This window comes from Pseudomonas sp. P65(2024), from assembly GCF_057480955.1.
Map to the genome: position 1 here is coordinate 406,768 of NZ_JBLIYX010000003.1, position 16,142 is coordinate 422,909.

General features: G+C 66.8%; 11 protein-coding genes. 1 reads left to right on the forward strand and 10 read right to left on the reverse strand.

From position 1 onward, the window contains the following. Window positions 1-33: 33 nt before the first annotated feature. From AC25MA_RS07300 to AC25MA_RS07315, 4 genes are all read right to left on the reverse strand, one after another. Window positions 34-1,227: a hypothetical protein gene (locus AC25MA_RS07300; RefSeq protein ID WP_028689459.1), complete on the reverse strand. Its 1,194-nt coding sequence runs from the start codon at window positions 1,225-1,227 to the stop codon at window positions 34-36. An 87-nt stretch (window positions 1,228-1,314) separates the two neighbouring features. Further along, window positions 1,315-1,782 (reverse strand): VOC family protein, encoded by a 468-nt coding sequence (locus tag AC25MA_RS07305; RefSeq protein ID WP_069017692.1) that lies wholly within the window; start codon window positions 1,780-1,782, stop codon window positions 1,315-1,317. Between the two features lie 263 nt (window positions 1,783-2,045). Then, the gene (locus AC25MA_RS07310) at window positions 2,046-3,665 is read right to left on the reverse strand and encodes an NADP-dependent glyceraldehyde-3-phosphate dehydrogenase (RefSeq protein ID WP_028689461.1); all 1,620 of its coding nucleotides are present in this window, start codon (window positions 3,663-3,665) and stop codon (window positions 2,046-2,048) included. Window positions 3,666-3,762: 97 nt separating this feature from the next. Continuing rightward, a complete protein-coding gene (locus AC25MA_RS07315) occupies window positions 3,763-6,891 on the reverse strand; it encodes a dermonecrotic toxin domain-containing protein (protein ID WP_280093143.1) in 3,129 nt (1,042 codons plus the stop codon). 136 nt (window positions 6,892-7,027) lie between these two features. On the opposite strand from AC25MA_RS07315, the gene AC25MA_RS07320 reads away from it, so the two are divergent. Further along, the gene (locus tag AC25MA_RS07320; protein ID WP_425049157.1) at window positions 7,028-9,271 is read left to right on the forward strand and encodes a putative bifunctional diguanylate cyclase/phosphodiesterase; all 2,244 of its coding nucleotides are present in this window, start codon (window positions 7,028-7,030) and stop codon (window positions 9,269-9,271) included. Here AC25MA_RS07320 and AC25MA_RS07325 read toward each other — a convergent pair. From AC25MA_RS07325 to AC25MA_RS07350, 6 genes are read right to left on the reverse strand one after another with little or no spacing between them, the layout of a single operon-like run. Then, window positions 9,268-10,044 (reverse strand): ChbG/HpnK family deacetylase, encoded by a 777-nt coding sequence (locus tag AC25MA_RS07325; protein WP_028689464.1) that lies wholly within the window; start codon window positions 10,042-10,044, stop codon window positions 9,268-9,270. The two genes, AC25MA_RS07320 and AC25MA_RS07325, sit on opposite strands and share 4 nt — an antisense overlap. After that, window positions 10,016-11,188 (reverse strand): GNAT family N-acetyltransferase, encoded by a 1,173-nt coding sequence (locus AC25MA_RS07330; protein WP_028689465.1) that lies wholly within the window; start codon window positions 11,186-11,188, stop codon window positions 10,016-10,018. Before AC25MA_RS07330 ends, AC25MA_RS07325 begins: the two co-directional genes overlap by 29 nt. 4 nt (window positions 11,189-11,192) lie before the next feature. After that, window positions 11,193-11,882: a GNAT family N-acetyltransferase gene (locus tag AC25MA_RS07335; RefSeq protein ID WP_486971905.1), complete on the reverse strand. Its 690-nt coding sequence runs from the start codon at window positions 11,880-11,882 to the stop codon at window positions 11,193-11,195. Between the two features lie 34 nt (window positions 11,883-11,916). Continuing rightward, window positions 11,917-13,827, reverse strand: a complete 1,911-nt coding sequence (locus AC25MA_RS07340; RefSeq protein ID WP_247284460.1) for a hypothetical protein — start codon at window positions 13,825-13,827, stop codon at window positions 11,917-11,919. Further along, a complete protein-coding gene (locus AC25MA_RS07345) occupies window positions 13,824-15,128 on the reverse strand; it encodes an oligosaccharide flippase family protein (RefSeq protein WP_062361780.1) in 1,305 nt (434 codons plus the stop codon). Before AC25MA_RS07345 ends, AC25MA_RS07340 begins: the two co-directional genes overlap by 4 nt. Beyond that, on the reverse strand, window positions 15,128-16,135 hold the full coding sequence (locus AC25MA_RS07350) for a polysaccharide deacetylase family protein (protein WP_028689469.1): 1,008 nt from the start codon (window positions 16,133-16,135) through the stop codon (window positions 15,128-15,130). Before AC25MA_RS07350 ends, AC25MA_RS07345 begins: the two co-directional genes overlap by 1 nt. Window positions 16,136-16,142 lie beyond the last annotated feature (7 nt).

A 16,142-nucleotide genomic window follows, 5' to 3' on the forward strand; every position in this document is an offset into this window, starting at 1 on the left:
AGGGTCGCGAAAAACGACCCTGATGGGGCTTGCTCAGCGTTCGCGCATGAAGAACCCGGCCACGTACTTGCGGAAGGTCTCCAGGCTCTTGAAGTCGGCGTAGCGCTTGAAGTTCTCGGCATCCGGCTCCGGCCCGATCGGTTGCTCCAGCAACGACACCGACAGCACCCGGTCCTGGTCCGAGGTCAGCACAAGCTCGTCCATCACCTGGCCGCCGATCACCGGGCGGCGCATCAGTACCTTCACCCCTTTGCTCGCCATCCAGTCGATCAGCGACACCAGCGCCTTGAGCGGCTCGCGCTCTTCGTCGCGGTACACCGGGAACAGGTGCGCGCGCGAAAGCACCGGCACGCTGGCCACATGGATCAGCTCGTAGAAATGGCTGCCGGCGGTGGCCGGCGAGTACAGCGCCAGGGCCAGCAAGGGGCCTGAGGCGCGGTTACCGCCCCAGTAATGGTGATGACCTTGGAAGTCGAAGCCGTCCTCGCTGCGGTTGTTGAACAGCTTGCGGCCCTTGATCTGGTCGACGCAGTCGAGCAGCAGGCCATGGCGGCGATGGTTGCCGAACACCGTGGCCTCGCGCAGGCGCGCCTTGAGCATCATCATGTGCTTCATGTCCAGACGTGTTTCCAGGTAGTTGCTGGCCGGCACCCGCTCCAGCAGCGGATAGCGGCTGGCGACGCCGCGCAGCTCGGCGAACTGGGCGGTGAGATCCTTCTTCAGGTGGGTGGCGTAGACGTTCAGGCCGCTGGCCTCGATCCAGGTCAGCAGCAACGACAGCAGCCGCTGCTGCTCGCGGCGCTCGCCGGGGTCGCGTGGTCCGGCGGTCGTTTCGCCATCACTGGCACGGCGGTAGTCGCCAAGCAGCCGCAGCGGCGCATCCGGTGCCAGCCAGGCTGCGGGAGGCGTGTTGTCCTCGGCGCTTGCGCCGGTCTCGCGCTCGTCCTTGCTGAACGGGCAGCCCGGGGTATGTTCGGCGGTATCGGGATTGTTGCGCAGGAACAGGGTGCCGGTGTTGCCGTTCAGCGACACGTTGAGCACCGGCAGGGCATCCTGGCGGCAATCGCAGGCCAGCCACTGGTTGGCGCTGCGCACCTTCATCAGCCACTGGTTGGCCTGCAGCAGGCGGGGGCCGGCCAGGGTGCCGGTGGCAAAACTGGCCAACAGTTCCTCTTCGGCCAGGGTCAGGCTGCGCACCTGCGCGCCAGATTTTTCGATGATACGCATTGAGAGGCAGCTCCAAGCTACAAGCCTCAAGCTTCCAGCAAAGCGCGATGGCTTTCAACTTGAAGCTTGCGGCCTGGGGCCCGCCGCTCACTGGCCGCTGAACAGTTTGGCGGCGCGGGCGCGGATTTCCTCGGGGGTGAGGTCTTCCTTGTGGGTAGAGACGAACCACAGGTTGTTGAACGGATCCATCAGGGTGCCGCTGCGGTCGCCGTAGAACTGGTCCTGCACTTCGCGCACTGGCGTCGCGCCGGCACGCAGGGCCTGGGCATAGATTGTGTCGCAGTCCTCGACATACAGGTGCAGGCCGACGCCGGGGACCTCGATGTCCTCGCTGGGCTTGAGGCCGCCCTCCATGTCACAGGGTGAGCCGAGCATCAGTGACGAGTCACCGATTTTAAGCTCGGCATGGCCGACGCTGCCGTCAGGGCCTTCGAGGCGGAACATCTCGATGGCGCCGAAGGCCTGCTTGTAGAATTCGATGGCCTTGGCGGCCTCCCTGATGCCGAGGTAGGGGGTGATGCTGTGCTGGCCTTCGGGGATGGGTTTGACTGCCATTTGCGTAAGCTCCTTTCACGTGGGTTGTTGTTTGCAACAGCCTGGTGATTAGAGTCGTCTAGGCGGATGGAAAATCGACAGTCGAGTTATATCGATTGTCTATAAAAAACCTGTTTTGTGGCTGTTGCGGTCGGTGTAGGAGCGGCCTTGTGTCGCGAAAGGGGCGCGTAGCGGCCCCAGGATTTGATGTTGATGCATCAATCGCCGGGGCTGCTACGCAGCCCTTTCGCGACACAAGGCCGCTCAGGGAAGTGCGTGAAACTTTAGAAAATGTAATCAGTCGTCAGAAAGCTCGACTGCCGGTTACGGATGATCTCGCTGATCAGCTCCTTGTTCGCTTCCTGGAACTTGGTCGCCACCAGGGTACGGATGGAAAACACCCGCAGCGCATCATGCACCGACAAGGTCCCCTCGGCGCTGTTCTTGCGGCCGTTGAACGGATAGGTGTCCGGCCCGCGCTGGCACTGGGCGTTGAGGTTGATCCGGCCGACCTGGTTGGCGAAGGTGTCGACCAGGGCGCCGACGGTCTCGGGGTCGTTGCCGAACAGGCTCAGTTGCTGGCCGTAGTCGGAGTCGAGCACGTAGTCGATCACCGTCTGCAGGTCGCGGTAGGGCACCACCGGCACCACCGGGCCGAACTGTTCCTCGTGGTAGACACGCATGTCCTGGCTGACCGGGTAGAGCAGGGCGGGGTAGAAGAACGAACCTCGACTCTGCCCGCCGCCTTCGTTGAGCACTCGCGCGCCCTTGGCGGTGGCGTCCGCCACCAGGCCGTCGAGGTAGTCGACCTTGCCCGGTTCCGGCAGCGGCGTCAGTGCAACGCCCGGCTCCCAGGGCATGCCCGGTTTGAGTGCGGCGAGCTTGCGCTGGAACTTGTCGAGGAAGGCATCGACCACGTCCTCGTGCACGAAGAGGATCTTCAACGCCGTGCAGCGCTGGCCGTTGAACGACAGGGCGCCAGTAACGGCCTCCTCGACGGCGTTGTCCAGGTCGACCTGGGGCAGGACGATGCCGGGGTTCTTGGCGTCCAGGCCCAGGGCCGCGCGCAGGCGGTGCGGGCGCGGGTGGAGTTTCTTCAGGTCGCTGGCGGCCTTGTGGGTGCCGATGAAGGCGAACACGTCGACCTTGCCGCTGGCCATCAACGCGCTGACGGTTTCGCGGCCGCGCCCGTAGATGACGTTGATCACCCCCGGCGGGAAGCTGTCGCGGAAGGCCTCGAGCAACGGACGGATCAGCAGCACGCCGAACTTGGCCGGCTTGAACACCACGGTGTTGCCCATGATCAGCGCCGGGATCAGCGTGGTGAAGGTCTCGTTGAGCGGGTAGTTGTACGGGCCCATGCACAGCGCCACGCCCAGCGGCGCCCGGCGGATCTGCCCCAGGGTGCCCTGTTCGAGCTCGAAGCGGCTGGAGCGGCGGTCGAGGTCCTTGAGCGCGTCGATGGTGTCGACGATGTAGTCGCAGGTGCGGTCGAACTCCTTCTCCGAGTCCTTGAGGTTCTTGCCGATCTCCCACATCAGCAGCTTGACCACCGCCGCGCGCTGCTCGCGCATGCGCGCCAGGAAGGCTTCGACATGCTGAATGCGCTCGGCCACGCGCATGTTCGGCCAGGCGCCGCGGCCCTTGTCGTAGGCGGCCACAGCCGCGTCGAGGGCGGTGAGCGCGGTGTCGGCATCCAGCAGCGGGGCGCTGCCGAGGATCACCTGGCGTTTGCTGTCGCCTTCCTTGAGCCATACCGGACTGCGCACGGTGGCCAGCGGGCCGTCCCAGCGGCGCAGCTCGCCACCCACCAGGTAGTCGCGTTGCTCCAGCGGCGCGCCCAGGCGCCAGGCTTCGGGGATGTCCTCGGGGGCGGGAAACAGCGAATCGAGCAGACGGTCCATGGGTACTGCACCTCTCAAATCCGGATGATGAAACGCTTCAGCTTGCGAGCATGCGCCGACCGGCTGAAAATTGCCAGCCTGGCGCAGCCGCTGGCGGTCATTCCTCGAAAGGCGGCGGGAACACCTCGTCGTCCAGCAGCCTCATCGCGCCGATCGACAAGCCATAATCCATGGCCCGCGGGTCGGCGAACGTGCGCAGGCGCCGCCACAGCCGCGGCTGAGTGTAGTCCGGCAAGTCCTGCAGTCCACGCAGTTCACGACGATACTGCAGGGGCAGATCGTTCCAGATAGTCCAGTCGTCGACATCGGTGTCTGCCAGCATCTCTTCATAATCGGCGTCGGCCACCAGCAGATCGATGTTATTTCGCTCGTAGTAGGATTGGATCTGCTGGGTGACGCGTTCGCTGAGTTCGGCGCTCTCCAGCCACAGCGCCTGGGCCGCGATCCGAGACAATTGCAGGTTGTCCGGCAACTGGGTAAAGCGGTTGTCCCGTAGATCGAACACGACGGGGCGCCAATCGTCATCGCTACGGATACCGGGGGGCCAGTCGGTGAGCTCGCAACTGTTGAGGTTGAGCATGTCCAGCGCATTCTGCCGGCTCAGGTCAGGACTGCGGGCCAGTGGATTGTGCGACAGGTCCAGCAGGCGAAGATTGTCGAGGCGATCCAGAGCAACCTGGTTGGCGTCGTTCCAGAGGATGCTGTTGCCTTGCATATCAAGCCATTCCAATGTGTGTGGCATGGCGACCGCAGGGATCTGCTCGAAGCCGCAGTTTGTCAGGTGCAGGCGTTGCAACTGGGGAAACCGTTCGAGGAACTCTGCGGGCAGTTCGCTCAAGGCGGGGTTCGCGGCCAGGTCGATCCGCTGGATATGGGTGAAGCGGTCAGGCAGCGCCAGCGAGGCGAGGTCATCGTTGGTCAGGCCCAGGTCGGCCAGGTTGATCATGTGGATGAGCTGGCCTTCTTCCTGCGAGTATTCCGATATCCGTTGCCAGTTGCTCATCAGCCTGCGCGCGGCAGCCTGGCGCAGCGGACTCTCACCTGCCCAGGCACGTACCCGGGCACGGAACGCCAGCAGTTGCTGCTCCAGTTCGGTGAGTTGCTGCATGGGATCCAGGCCAGCCTCGAACCATTGACTCAGTTGCTCGTTGACCTGGAAATCGGCGGACTCGGGGTAGAGCGCTCGGTAGCGGCGCCAGAACGTGCCGACATCGATACGCCGAGCGGGTGGCGCAGGCTCGTCCATGCCGCCGCGCAACTGGCCGCGGTTGCCCCAACCTGGCGCCGAGTCTGTCAGTAGACTTCGGACCATGGCAGGGTCCGAGCGGGCCAGGTCGTTGATCTGTTGGCGCAACCCATCGCCATTGGTGCTCGTCAGACCCAGGGCTGCACGGTCGTTGGGAGACAGCGCTTGCACGACCGCACGGCAGAGATCGTGGTCTTGTTGTAGAGGGGCTGGTCGTTCGCCAAGGTAGGCTTCGTAGCCCTCGGCTGACTTGAGCACGGTACAGACACGACTGGTGTCCTGGCCACCGGCGACAAGCAACAGCGGGCCTTGGGGGGACGCGGCCCGCAGTTCCAGGCGCAGTTGCTCCGGCCAACCAGGCAGCTGTGGCATCGCGTTGATGATCAGGCGCTCGCTCAGCAGGCTGGCTTGCTCGGGGAGATACAGCCCCTTCAGGGCGTTCTTCAGGATGCTCTCGTCACGCTGATCGACGCGTCGCAGGCGCTGGCTGCCGTCTTCGAGGGTGACGGGTTCGAGGCTTTCCATCAGTGAACTGCTGGCGAGGCGTGACATGGCCTTGCCGGCCAGATGCAGCCCGCCGATCAGCGCCAGGTTCAGGCCTACCGACCTGAGGTGGGCCATGGCCTGCGCGCGGTCACCGACCTGCCAGGACTCATAACCTTCGTAGGCTTCATCGAGCAGTTGGTAGGCAATCACCGCGGTCATGACCGTGCCCAAGGCGGGGACGAACATGCCGGCAATCATCAGCATGTCGAGACCGGCGCTGGCCCAGAGGGCCTTGCGCGTCTTGAGCGCCTGTTCGTCGGCCTGCGCGGTAGGCACGGCCAGTTGCCGGGCTTCGTGCTTCAGGCGTGCCACGTGGTCGTCGTGGAGGAAGTCGAACAGGTCTGCGGCGATGGGCAGGGGGCGCAAATGCAGGTCGCCACCGGCATTCTGGCGCAGGCGGCTGGCGAACTGGCCCTGCTGCTCGCTTGGCACATAAACCATGAAACCCTGGCGAAACGGCTCCTGCTGCAAGTCGCTGCGCAACTGGCTATGCAGCGCTTCGAGGTTGTCGAAGGCGCGCAGGCTGTCTGTCTGTCCCGGCAGGTACAACACGATGCCTGAAGTACCGGTATCGATCAGGGTCGCCTCGTGCAGGGTGATGCCGAACAGGCTCAGTTGGCTGCAGGGCAATGCTTCGCCATTTTCCGGCAAGGTCTGCAGCGCATCCCATCCCGCACCACTGAGGCGGTTGCGGACTCGCGCCAGGTCAGCCGCCAGACGCAGGCTGTCCTGGTGAACGCGCAGCGCCGCCGGGCGCACGCCGGACGCGGCGAAGGCGGTATCGAGGTGATCCTGGTAAGCCTGCCCGAGGTCCAAATCGCGACAGGTTCTGGCGAACACTTCGGGTGTCAGTGCCAGGGGCTTGATGCGGATCTGCTCCGAAGGCAGGTCGATGTCGACTTCGGTCTCGCTGTCGCCCAGGGTCGTCTTGCCCGTGATCACGGTCTGGCTGACATGCCAGTCGCTGTCCAGGGCGAGGGCGCTGTCGCGGCTGAAGGTCACGGTGTCGCTGAAATTGTGCAAGGCGGCTTCGAGCAGGCTGCGGTGTTCGTGGTGGGTGAGGTAGACCTGGAAGCTGTAGAGGTGCTTCACCCAGACCAGTGATGTACTACGCAGTGGCGCACTGAGTCCGTGTTGCGTGCGCAAGCGTTCGGTGAGCAGGGGCTCGGCGAATTCGTTGATGTTCTTTAAACCGCGCAGGTGCCGTGCCATCGCGCGTTGCGCCCGCATCAGGCGTACCTGGCTGGTCTGGACCGCTTCGCGCAGGTGCGGCGCGGCATTGGCGAACCAGGCCGCCTCGGCGCCGGGCAGGCCCTGCGCCGGCAGGATGGCGTCGCTCAGTTGCTGCCAGTGCCCTGCGCTGGCCTCCCGGGCCCAGACGGGCAGCTGGCGTTGCACAAGGGCATGGTGTGAGTGGGGGATATTCGCTGTCATCTGTGGCTCCTTGCAAAGCGCACATCAGAGCAGCCGTGACGGAGCTGCCGGTGGTACATGGTTGTACCGGCAAAACGAACCTCAATATTGGCCGCGCAGCGCCGATAAATGCGTAATCGACTGCCATCGCCTGCCTATGATCACTCCCCAGCACTCTCAAGAACCCACGCCAGCGCCAGTAGGGACGTTGCGCCAATCGCTCAATCGCCTGCTGCCGGTCGGCCTCGCCCTGGTGGGGATCGGCCTCTCGGTCGCCCTGGGGCATCTGGATGCACAGCGCGAGCGCACTGAGCAGCTGGGCAACCTCGCCGCCCGGCTGGCGGGCCTGCGTGGCGCGCTGGAAGCCCAGCTGGGCGCGGCGTTTGGCCAAGCCGAGGGTATCGCCCAGCTGATCACCGCCGATGGCGGCATCAGTGAGGCGCACTTCCACGGCATGGCCCGTGATGCCCTGCGCGCTGTGCCCTACATGCGTCATATCGCCCTGGCCCCGGGGGATGTCATCCGAGATGTTTACCCGATGGCGGGCAACGAGCGGCTGATCGGGCTGGATTACCGCCAGCTGCCGGACCAGTTCCCGCTGGTGCGATCGGCCCGCGACCATGCCCAGCCGGTGCTGGCCGGTCCCCTGCAGCTGTACCAGGGCGGTCGGGCGTTGATCTACCGGCGCCCGGTGTTCGTCACCGGCAAGCGGGGTGTGCGGTTTTATTGGGGCAATGTGTCGATCGTCGCCGATATCGACCGCCTGCTGCTGTCCGCGGGGCTGCGCCTGGACACCGAGTTCGAGCTGGCCGTGCGTGGCAGCGACGGCAAGGGCGCCGAAGGTGCGCTGATCTGGGGCGATCCACGGTTGTTCGAGGCGCCGCAGGTGATGATGACCGTGGCGGTGCCGGGCGGTGCCTGGCAATTGGTGGCCGTGCCTCGGGGCGGCTGGTCGGGGCTGGACCTGTTCGGCTCGCCGCTGTTCCTGTTCGCCCTGAGCTGCACGGGGCTGTTCAGCCTGTTCGTCGCCCAGCTCAACCGCAAGCAGCGGTTGCTCGAACAGCGCAACCGCGAGCTGCAGCGCTACCAGGCCCAGCTCGAGCGCCTGGCCCACTACGACACCATCACCGGGCTGCCTAACCGGATTTTGTTCCAGCAGCAGTTGGGTACGGCGATCCTGCAGGGGCATGGGCTGGCGGTGCTGGTGCTCGATATCGACGGCTTCAAGCAGGTCAATGACAGCCTCGGCCATCCGATGGGCGACCTGTTGCTGCAGCAGGCGACCGCGCGCTTCTTGCAGGAGCTGGACAGCCAGGACCGCCTCTGCCGTCTGGGCGGTGACGAGTTCGTGTTCATGCTGCAAGGTGCCCAGGGCCAGGTGAACCACCAGGTCCGTGCCTTGCTGCGCTGCCTGCAGCGGCCGTTCGACCTGAACGGCAATGCCGCCCTGGTCACCGGCAGCATCGGCCTGGCCTGGTGTCCGCAGCATGGCGAGGACGCCGACAGCCTGTTGCGCCATGCCGACACTGCCATGTACGTGGCCAAGGAAGCCGGGCGCGATGCCTGGCGTCCCTATCACCCGGACATGACCGAGCGCCTGCAGCAGCGCCTGGAGCTGGAGCGCAACTTGCGCCGGGCCCTGGAACACAACGAATTCGAGCTGTGGTACCAGCCCAAGGTCGATCTGTTCAGCGGCCAACTGGAGGGCGTCGAGGCCCTGCTGCGCTGGCGTGACCCTGAGCATGGCCTGGTCTCGCCAGGGGAGTTCATACCCCTGGCCGAGCGCACCGGGCTGATCATTCCGCTCGGTGAGCGGGTGCTGGAGCTGGCCTGCGCGCAGCTGGCCGAATGGCGTGCCGGCGATGGCCTGCCCGGACCGTTGGCGATCAACGTCGCAGCCCTGCAGATCGAACGCAGCGACTATGTCACCAGCCTGGCCTCGGCACTGGAACGCCATGGCCTGCCGGCCAACCTGCTGGAGGTGGAGATCACCGAGAGCCTGCTGATGGAAAGCCAGCAGCAGGCCTGCGCGGTGCTGGCGCAGTTGCAGGCCATGGGCGTGGCCACGGCGGTGGACGACTTCGGCACGGGCTATTCGTCGCTGGCCTATCTGCGCACGCTGCCGATCGATCATCTGAAGATCGACCGTGCCTTCATCAAGGATCTGCCCGGGGACGACGACGCGGTGGCCATCGCCAGGGCGATCATCGACCTGGGCCATGCCCTGGGTTTTCGCATCACCGCCGAAGGCATCGAAACCCAGGAGCAATACGATTTCCTGCGCCATGCCGGTTGCGACCAGGGCCAGGGCTTCCTGCTCGGGCGGCCGATGCCGGCCGAGGCGCTGCGCCGCTGGCTGGCCGACAACCACGAACGGCGGCATCGCCCACCGGGGCGTTAGCTTGCTTCGTCTACGCCCAGGCTCGCATACCCCACCCGTGGCACCTGCCCCAGGCGCTGCTCGACCAGTGCCAGCAGCGACTCGCCGCTGGCCAGGTAGGCATCGCCGAAGTCATGCCCGCCCAGCGCGCTGGGGTGGGCCACCAGCTCCAGCACGCCATGCGCGGGGGCCAGGCCGGCCTTGAGGTCGGCCGGGGTGCAGACGAAGTCGGCGGTGCTCCCGGCGAGCTGACGCAGGCGCCAGTTGAGCAGGGTCTTGAACGCACGCTTGGCCGGTCCGATGTTGTGCCCGAGGTTGCGCGCCAAGCGTACCGGCACGCCCTGGTCGCGGGCGAAGCGGGCGACGACGGTGCCCACCGGCCAGATGTTGTGCACGTGCTGGTGCGAGTCCAGGTGACTGGGCATCAGGCCATGGTCCAGGCAGTGTTTCCACTGGGCCTCGAGTTCCGCTTCCACCGCGGCACGTTCCCGGCGCGACAGACGCAGGGTGCGTTGCTTCAGGCGCAGGTCGAACTCGCCGTGGGGCGTGCAGAAGCGTGGCTCGGCAAGGATCGCCTGGCTCAGCGGCCGGCCGTAGGTGAGGTTGAAGTGCAGCCCGATACGCCCCTTGAGCAGTGGCTGCTGGGCCAGCGCGCAGGCGGCGGCAAAGGCTGGCATGTTGGCCATGGCCGTGGCCGAGCTGATCAGCCCGGCCTGGAAGGCGTGCAGGATGACCGCGTTGGTGTGGGCACTGAGGCCGAAATCGTCAGCGTTGACTATGACCTGGGATGGCATCCGGGCGCTCCTGTGGCGGGGTGGGGGCGACAACATCGGCTTCGTAGCGCGGCGAGCGTCTGCGCAGGCGCGGCTTGAGCCAGCGCCAGCAGCGCTGCGCCAGGCCCAGCAGCACGCCGTCGGGCCGCCAGCTGTAGCTGCTCAGGCGCCACTGTTCGAGCTGGCCGGTCATGCGTTCGTGTAGCTGGTGGCTGGAGTTGTCCAGGCTGACCCGCGAGGCGTCGATCCATTTCCAGTCCGCGTCCAGGCCCCAGTGGATCCACTCCTCCAGCAGCACGCGGCCGCTGCCCAAGTCACGGTGTTCGGGCATGAAGGCGAGGTTGTAGTCGTAGACCCGGCCGCGCTCCACCAGGCCCAGGCGGTAGCTGATGCAGCGCCCGTCCAGCTCCAGCAGCACCAGGCAAACCAGGCCTTCGCCAGCCAGCGCGGTGAAGGCTTGGTACATCCACTGGCGGCGCAGGGGGCCGGAGAAGATACCAACCTCGTCGTCGCCTTTCCAGCTTGCGGCCTCGACGGCGCTGATGGCGTCGAGCAGCTCACTCATGTTCTCGGCGCTGGCCGTGACCCGACGCACGCTGGCGCCACAGGCCTTGATCCGTTTGCGTGCGCGGCGCAGTTTGTAGCGCGGGTCGCCGCTGACCTCCTGGCGATCCTGTTCGTTGATGCGGTGCACCGGCACGCGGCAGGTCAGGCGCTGCTGCCAGGTGGAACTGGCACTGGCCCACTGGCGCAGCCAGCCTTCGTGCTCGGCGTTGTCGGGCACCTCGTTCAGTTGCAGCAGGGCATGGGGCAGGTGCTTGCGGATGGCCTGCAGGACTTGGTCGGCGTATAGCGCCGGCAGGTCGATGAGCAGGGCGATGCGGTCGTTCAGCGGATAGCCCAGGTGGCGCACCACCGGGGCGAACAGCGGGCCGAAGGGCTCCCGGGCGCGGACCAGGGGCAGGCACAGGCACAGGCGTTGGTCCTGGTAGCCGAGCAGCACGCCGAGCTGTTGGCCGGGCAGCAGGGCGGCCTCGGCGGCGCACAGCCAGCCGAGGTGGTTGAACGGCGTGCTGCCGGGCAGGCGCCTGCGCAGCGCCTCGTAGTCGGCGGCGGGGAAGTCGTCGCTGCGCAGCGAGGCGCACCAGCTGAGCTGCAGGGTCATAAATTCAGCCCGCCGAGGCCGATGAGGCCGGGACCTCAGGCTTGCGCAGCGGTTCCAGGCGCGAGGTGGTGTAGCGGCTCTCGCGGTAGAGCCTCCAGCGGCCGAACAGGCAGTACACGTTCGTGATCCGTTTTTGTTCCTGGTAGCCCATGCGCAGGTGCAGCTTGAGCGCCGGGATGTTGTGCTGTTCGCACACGTCCACCACCTTGGTGCAGCCCCGGGCGGCCATGGCCTTCCACAATGCCAGCTGCAGGTCCACCGACAGTTCGGTGCCCCAGTACTTGCGGATCAGCTCGCCGCCGAACTCGAAGAACTCGCCTGGCCCGACCGGGAACCAGCACCCGTAGTAGTGGCGGTCATGGTAGTGGCGGTTGCTGCCCCAGATGAACGCCACGGCGTCGTTGTCGTCGTCGAGGAACATCAACCCGGTGTGGCCCTCGGCGGCCAGTTCGCGCATGGTCTCGACCCGGTCGCCGAAATGGCGGGCGAAGGCCTGCACGTTATGCACGGTGATGCTTTCGACGCGCAAGGTGCCGTAGGGCTTGAGCCGGTGCGGCGGTACCGGGCTGTCCAGGTCGCGCTCCATCCACAGCAGTTCCCAATGGTAGAAGACGTAGTGCCGGAAGGCGCTACCGAGGGTGTCACGCAGTCCCTTGCGCTTGATGCGGTCCTGGATCTTGGTAAATGCAGTCATGGTGCCTCCTGGGCATGGCTGAGCGAGATGCGTCTCATGACGCGCTCCAGGTCAGGGCGAACACGGTCTGCCCTGGCAGTTGAAAACGGACCTGGCCATCGGCGCAGCTGAAGCTGGCGCGGCGGCTCTGGTTGTCGGGGCCGAACAGTTCGAGCTGGCCGGATGGGCAGTCGCCCAAGGTGAGCGCCACCTGTTGCAGGCGCTCGGCTTTGTTCACTCCCAACAGGCTGCGCTGGTGCTGACGGGCCATGGCCAGGGCGTCGACCTCGAAAGCGTCGTTGTCCAGGGCCAGCACCTGGTCCAGCCAGTGGCGTTGGATGAACTGCTGGGCCAGGCCCACCGGCTTGAGTTCGTAGCGCTGGTCGCCGGCATCGCGCAGCATGCCCTTGGGCCATTCGGGCTCGTCGGCGACATGGAACCAGTTGAGCATGTCGAGCAAGCCATCACCGGCGGCATTGATCACCACCGACGTCCACCACAGGCCGGCGTAGTGGGTGTTCTGCTCGTAGGGGCTAAGGCTCGAGCCGCTGGACAGGTTGGTCTGGTCCAGCAGCAGCGCCTTGCGCGGCCGGCCCTGGCCGTCCAGGCCGACCAGCTCGGCGGCCTGGCGCACGCTGTCACGGTAGCTGCGGGTGGCGAGCAGGTCGCGGACCATCCATTCGTGCCAGGCCAGGGCGTCGATCTGCGCGCCCTGTTCGGCGAGCAGGCGCCGTGCCCAGTCGATGCCACGGCGTTGCTTGCCATCGTCGGTGAAGGGGCCGCCGAGCAGGCGCGAGGAAGCCGGCATGGCGATGCGCACGCCGGCCTCGCGGGCGCCGGGGTATTCGCGCACGCGCCTGGCCATGGCCTGGAAGAAGTCGCGGTAGCTGGCGTAGTCGCGATAGTTGAGGTTGGGCTCGTCGGCAAAGGCCAGGTAGTGGGTGCCTTTGCCGCCCAGGGCCTTGGTCGCCTCGAGCCAGGCGTCAAGGCCATCGCTGCTGGTGCGGTCGCTGCGCAGGTCGGCGACCCGGGCGCTGCCGGCCAGCAGGGTGATGTCCTGGAGGATGCCGAAACGTTCCTGGTAGAGCTTGCGCCAGGTGTTCTCGAAGTCGGGTTGCCGTTGCAGCACGTCGACGAAGCTGTAGAAACCGGCGGCCTGGGGGCGCAGGGCATCCAGGGCGTTAAAGCTCGAGGCCGGCGGCAGCACATAAGGCAGGGCCACCCCTAGCCTCGGCGTGGGGCCGAGTACTTTGCTGCCCAGGGCCAGGCGCACCTGGCCTGGTTGCTGGGGCAGGTCGCCCAGGTCGTCAGTACGCTGGGCGAACAGATTGGTGGTGCCGTCGAGCCAGAATGCCGCCTTGCCGCTGCCCTGCAGGCCCAGGCGCCAGGTCTCGTCGCGGGTACTGACCGGCAGTGGCAACTGGTCGAAGCGCCAGTAGGCACGGTAGGGCTTGAGCGGCAACTGCACGCGGCGGCCGTCGCCGAGGCGTTCGGCGAACAGCCCGTGGACGCCGCCATGGTGCTTGCCGGCCAGCACCGCCCGTTCGCCGGCCTTGACCCGGAAGTACAGCTCGACACCCGGCCCGACCTCGGCGCTGAAGTGCACCTTGGACGGAGCGAACAGTGCACGGGTGCTGGCGTCGTGCTGTATACGGTAGTCGCGAAAGCTGTAGCCGGGCACTTCCAGGCGATAGGCGCCGCCAGCCGGTGTCAGCGGCCAGCGCTGCTCGCCGCGCACCTGCGTGGCGTCAATGCGCCGCTCGCCGGCCAGCCGGCCCTGTCCATCCAGCAGGTACAGGCGCTCCGGGTTGGCGTCGGCCTGCCAGGCCGGACGCCACTGGATGCGCAGCTCGTCGGCGCGGGCCGGCAGCAGGTACAGGCTGCCATCGCGGATCTCGCCCCATTGCACGGGCGCGGCGAGCGCTGTCTGCGCCAACAGCGTGGAGCACAGCAGCAGGGCTTTCATGCCGCCCTCCGTTGCAGCATCTGGCGCAGCGGCGCCAGGTCGGCGGGCAGGATGATCAGGGTCTGGCCCAGCGGCACGCCGCTGAGGCGGCAATACAGCACCAGCATGGCCACGGTGACTGCCAGGTAGGCAATGGATGAGGCCGCCGCCGCGCCGACGATCCCCCAGGTCGGAATCAGCGCCACGTTGAGCACCAGGTTCAGCGCGGCGCCCGCGCCCATCAGCAGCGACACCGTGCCGGGACGGTTCTTGCCCAGCAGGTCCAGGCGCAGGATGCTGGCGTAGCACAGGCCGAGCAGGCCCGGCAGCAAGGCCAGCAGCGCCGGATAGGCCGGCGCGTAGTCAGCGCCGAACAGGGTGACGATCAGCCACTGGCCGATCAGCGCCATGCTCAGGCAGGCGCCGAGCATCACCGTGGCCGTGAGGCGCAGCGCCAGGGGGGTCAGGCGCTCCATGCCGGCGTCCTGCTGCAGCAGGCGTTTCATCAGCGGCGTGGTCACCGCCTCGGGGACGATCAGCAGCAGTTCGGCGGCGGCGCTGGCCATGGCGTAGTGGCCCAGGGCGGTGCTGCCGAGCATGGCGCCGATGAACAGGTAGTCCGAGCGCAGGATCACCTGCTGGAACAATAGGTCGGGGTGGCTCTTGGCGCTGTAGCTCAGCAGCTCGCGCTGCCCGCCGCGATCCCAGCGCAGGGCCAGCGGGTGCTGGCGGCGCAGCCACCACAGGCCCAGCACCAGCACCAGGGCGATGCCGCACAGCCAACTGATCAGCGCGGCTTCTAGGGCCTCGTCGCGCCACATCCAGAACAGCCCGAGAAACAGCAGCAGCGGCGCCAGCGATTCGGTCAGGCGCAGGGCGTTGAAGGCGCCGACACCGCCGCTGGCGTTGTGCAGGGTCAGCAGACCGCTCTTGAGCACGGTCATCGGCACCGCCAGCAGCAACAGCCAGGCCAGCAGGCCCAATTGCACGGTAATTTCCAGATTGGTGCCCAATTCGCGCACCAGGAACACGCAGACCAGGGTCAACAACCCGGCCAGCAGGCAACCGTAGACCAGCACCTGGGTCAGCAGCAGGCCCATGTCGCGCTGCTTGGCCGCCTGGTAGCCCACCGCGCTGTTCAGGCCGCCGCTGGTGGCGGCGCTGATCAGGTCGGGCAGGGTGCTGAGCAGGGCGAACAGGCCGCGCTCGCTGGGCCCGAGGATGCGCGCCAGCAGCACGTTGCGCAGCAGGCGCAGAGCGATCATCGCAAGCTTGGTGCCCATGCTCAGCGCCAGGTGGCGCAGGTAGCTGTTGCGGTTCATCAGCGTTCTCCGCGGCTGATGCGCCAGGCCAGCAGCGAAGGACGGCTGGCATTGCGCTGGCTCACGCCGATGCGCGGTAGCGCCAACGGGTCGTCGTGGCCCTGGCAGATGCCCGGGCGGGTGCTCAGGGCGTAGGGGTAGCGGTGCGCGGCGACCCGCGCGCGCACGCGTTCGTCATGGTCGCCATTGGGGTAGCAGTACACCGGCAGCGGTTCGCGGCAGCCTTCGTTGAGCGCGGCGTGGCTGCGTTGCAGCTCTTCGTTGAGGCGGTGATCGTCCAGGTAGGGCAGCAGGGCATGGCTGGCGCCGTGGGGGCCGAAACGCACCAGGCCGGAGTCCTCCAGGGCGCGCACCTGCTGCCAGTCCATGGCCTGGGGCAGCGACTCCGGCGGGCAGGCGTCGGTCAGCACATGCAGGGCCTGGGGGCTGAGGCTCTTGAGGGTCTGCAGGTAGCGCGCCAGCACCAGGCTGCGGGCCTTGCTGTGTTCGTGCATGAAGTAGGCCGCCGGCAATGGCCGGCCAAGCTTGCGCAGGCGTTCGATCAGTTGCCGGCGGGCGTCCTCGCCATGGCTGCCCCAAAGGGTCTCGCCGACGCTCTCCCACCAGAAGCGCTGGCGGCTGCCGATGTAGTCGGTGGACAGGAAGATGCTCGCCGGCACCTGGTGGCGCTGCAGCAACGGGAAGGCGTTGACGGCATTGTCGCGCCAGCCGTCGTCGAAGGTCAGGGCCACCTTGGGGCGGGTATCGCCGCGGGGCTGCTCGTGGCTCTTGAGCAGGTCCATGAGGCTGACGCAGTCGAAATGGCGGTGCAGCCAGCGCAGCAGCCCTTCGAAGGCCCGGGGGCCAACGCACAGCTCGTTGCGATGGGGCAGGGCGGCGCTGGCGTCATCGGCCAGCACCCGGTGCAGCATGAGGATCACCCCGGCGCCGCGCAGCTCGGCGCGCCCGCGCGGCGACTTGAAATAGAACCAGCCACTGGCCTGCTTGATTTGAGTCTTGATCGGCATGTCCGTC

Excerpts from the sequence above, each read along its gene's own strand:
- AC25MA_RS07300 (WP_028689459.1), bottom strand. The coding sequence starts at position 1,227 with ATGCGTATCATCGAAAAATCTGGCGCGCAGGTGCGCAGCCTGACCCTG.
- AC25MA_RS07305 (WP_069017692.1), bottom strand. The coding sequence starts at position 1,782 with ATGGCAGTCAAACCCATCCCCGAAGGCCAGCACAGCATCACCCCCTAC.
- AC25MA_RS07310 (WP_028689461.1), bottom strand. The coding sequence starts at position 3,665 with ATGGACCGTCTGCTCGATTCGCTGTTTCCCGCCCCCGAGGACATCCCC.
- AC25MA_RS07315 (WP_280093143.1), bottom strand. The coding sequence starts at position 6,891 with ATGACAGCGAATATCCCCCACTCACACCATGCCCTTGTGCAACGCCAG.
- AC25MA_RS07320 (WP_425049157.1), top strand. The coding sequence starts at position 7,028 with ATGATCACTCCCCAGCACTCTCAAGAACCCACGCCAGCGCCAGTAGGG.
- AC25MA_RS07325 (WP_028689464.1), bottom strand. The coding sequence starts at position 10,044 with ATGCCATCCCAGGTCATAGTCAACGCTGACGATTTCGGCCTCAGTGCC.
- AC25MA_RS07330 (WP_028689465.1), bottom strand. The coding sequence starts at position 11,188 with ATGACCCTGCAGCTCAGCTGGTGCGCCTCGCTGCGCAGCGACGACTTC.
- AC25MA_RS07335 (WP_486971905.1), bottom strand. The coding sequence starts at position 11,882 with ATGACTGCATTTACCAAGATCCAGGACCGCATCAAGCGCAAGGGACTG.
- AC25MA_RS07340 (WP_247284460.1), bottom strand. The coding sequence starts at position 13,827 with ATGAAAGCCCTGCTGCTGTGCTCCACGCTGTTGGCGCAGACAGCGCTC.
- AC25MA_RS07345 (WP_062361780.1), bottom strand. The coding sequence starts at position 15,128 with ATGAACCGCAACAGCTACCTGCGCCACCTGGCGCTGAGCATGGGCACC.
- AC25MA_RS07350 (WP_028689469.1), bottom strand. The coding sequence starts at position 16,135 with ATGCCGATCAAGACTCAAATCAAGCAGGCCAGTGGCTGGTTCTATTTC.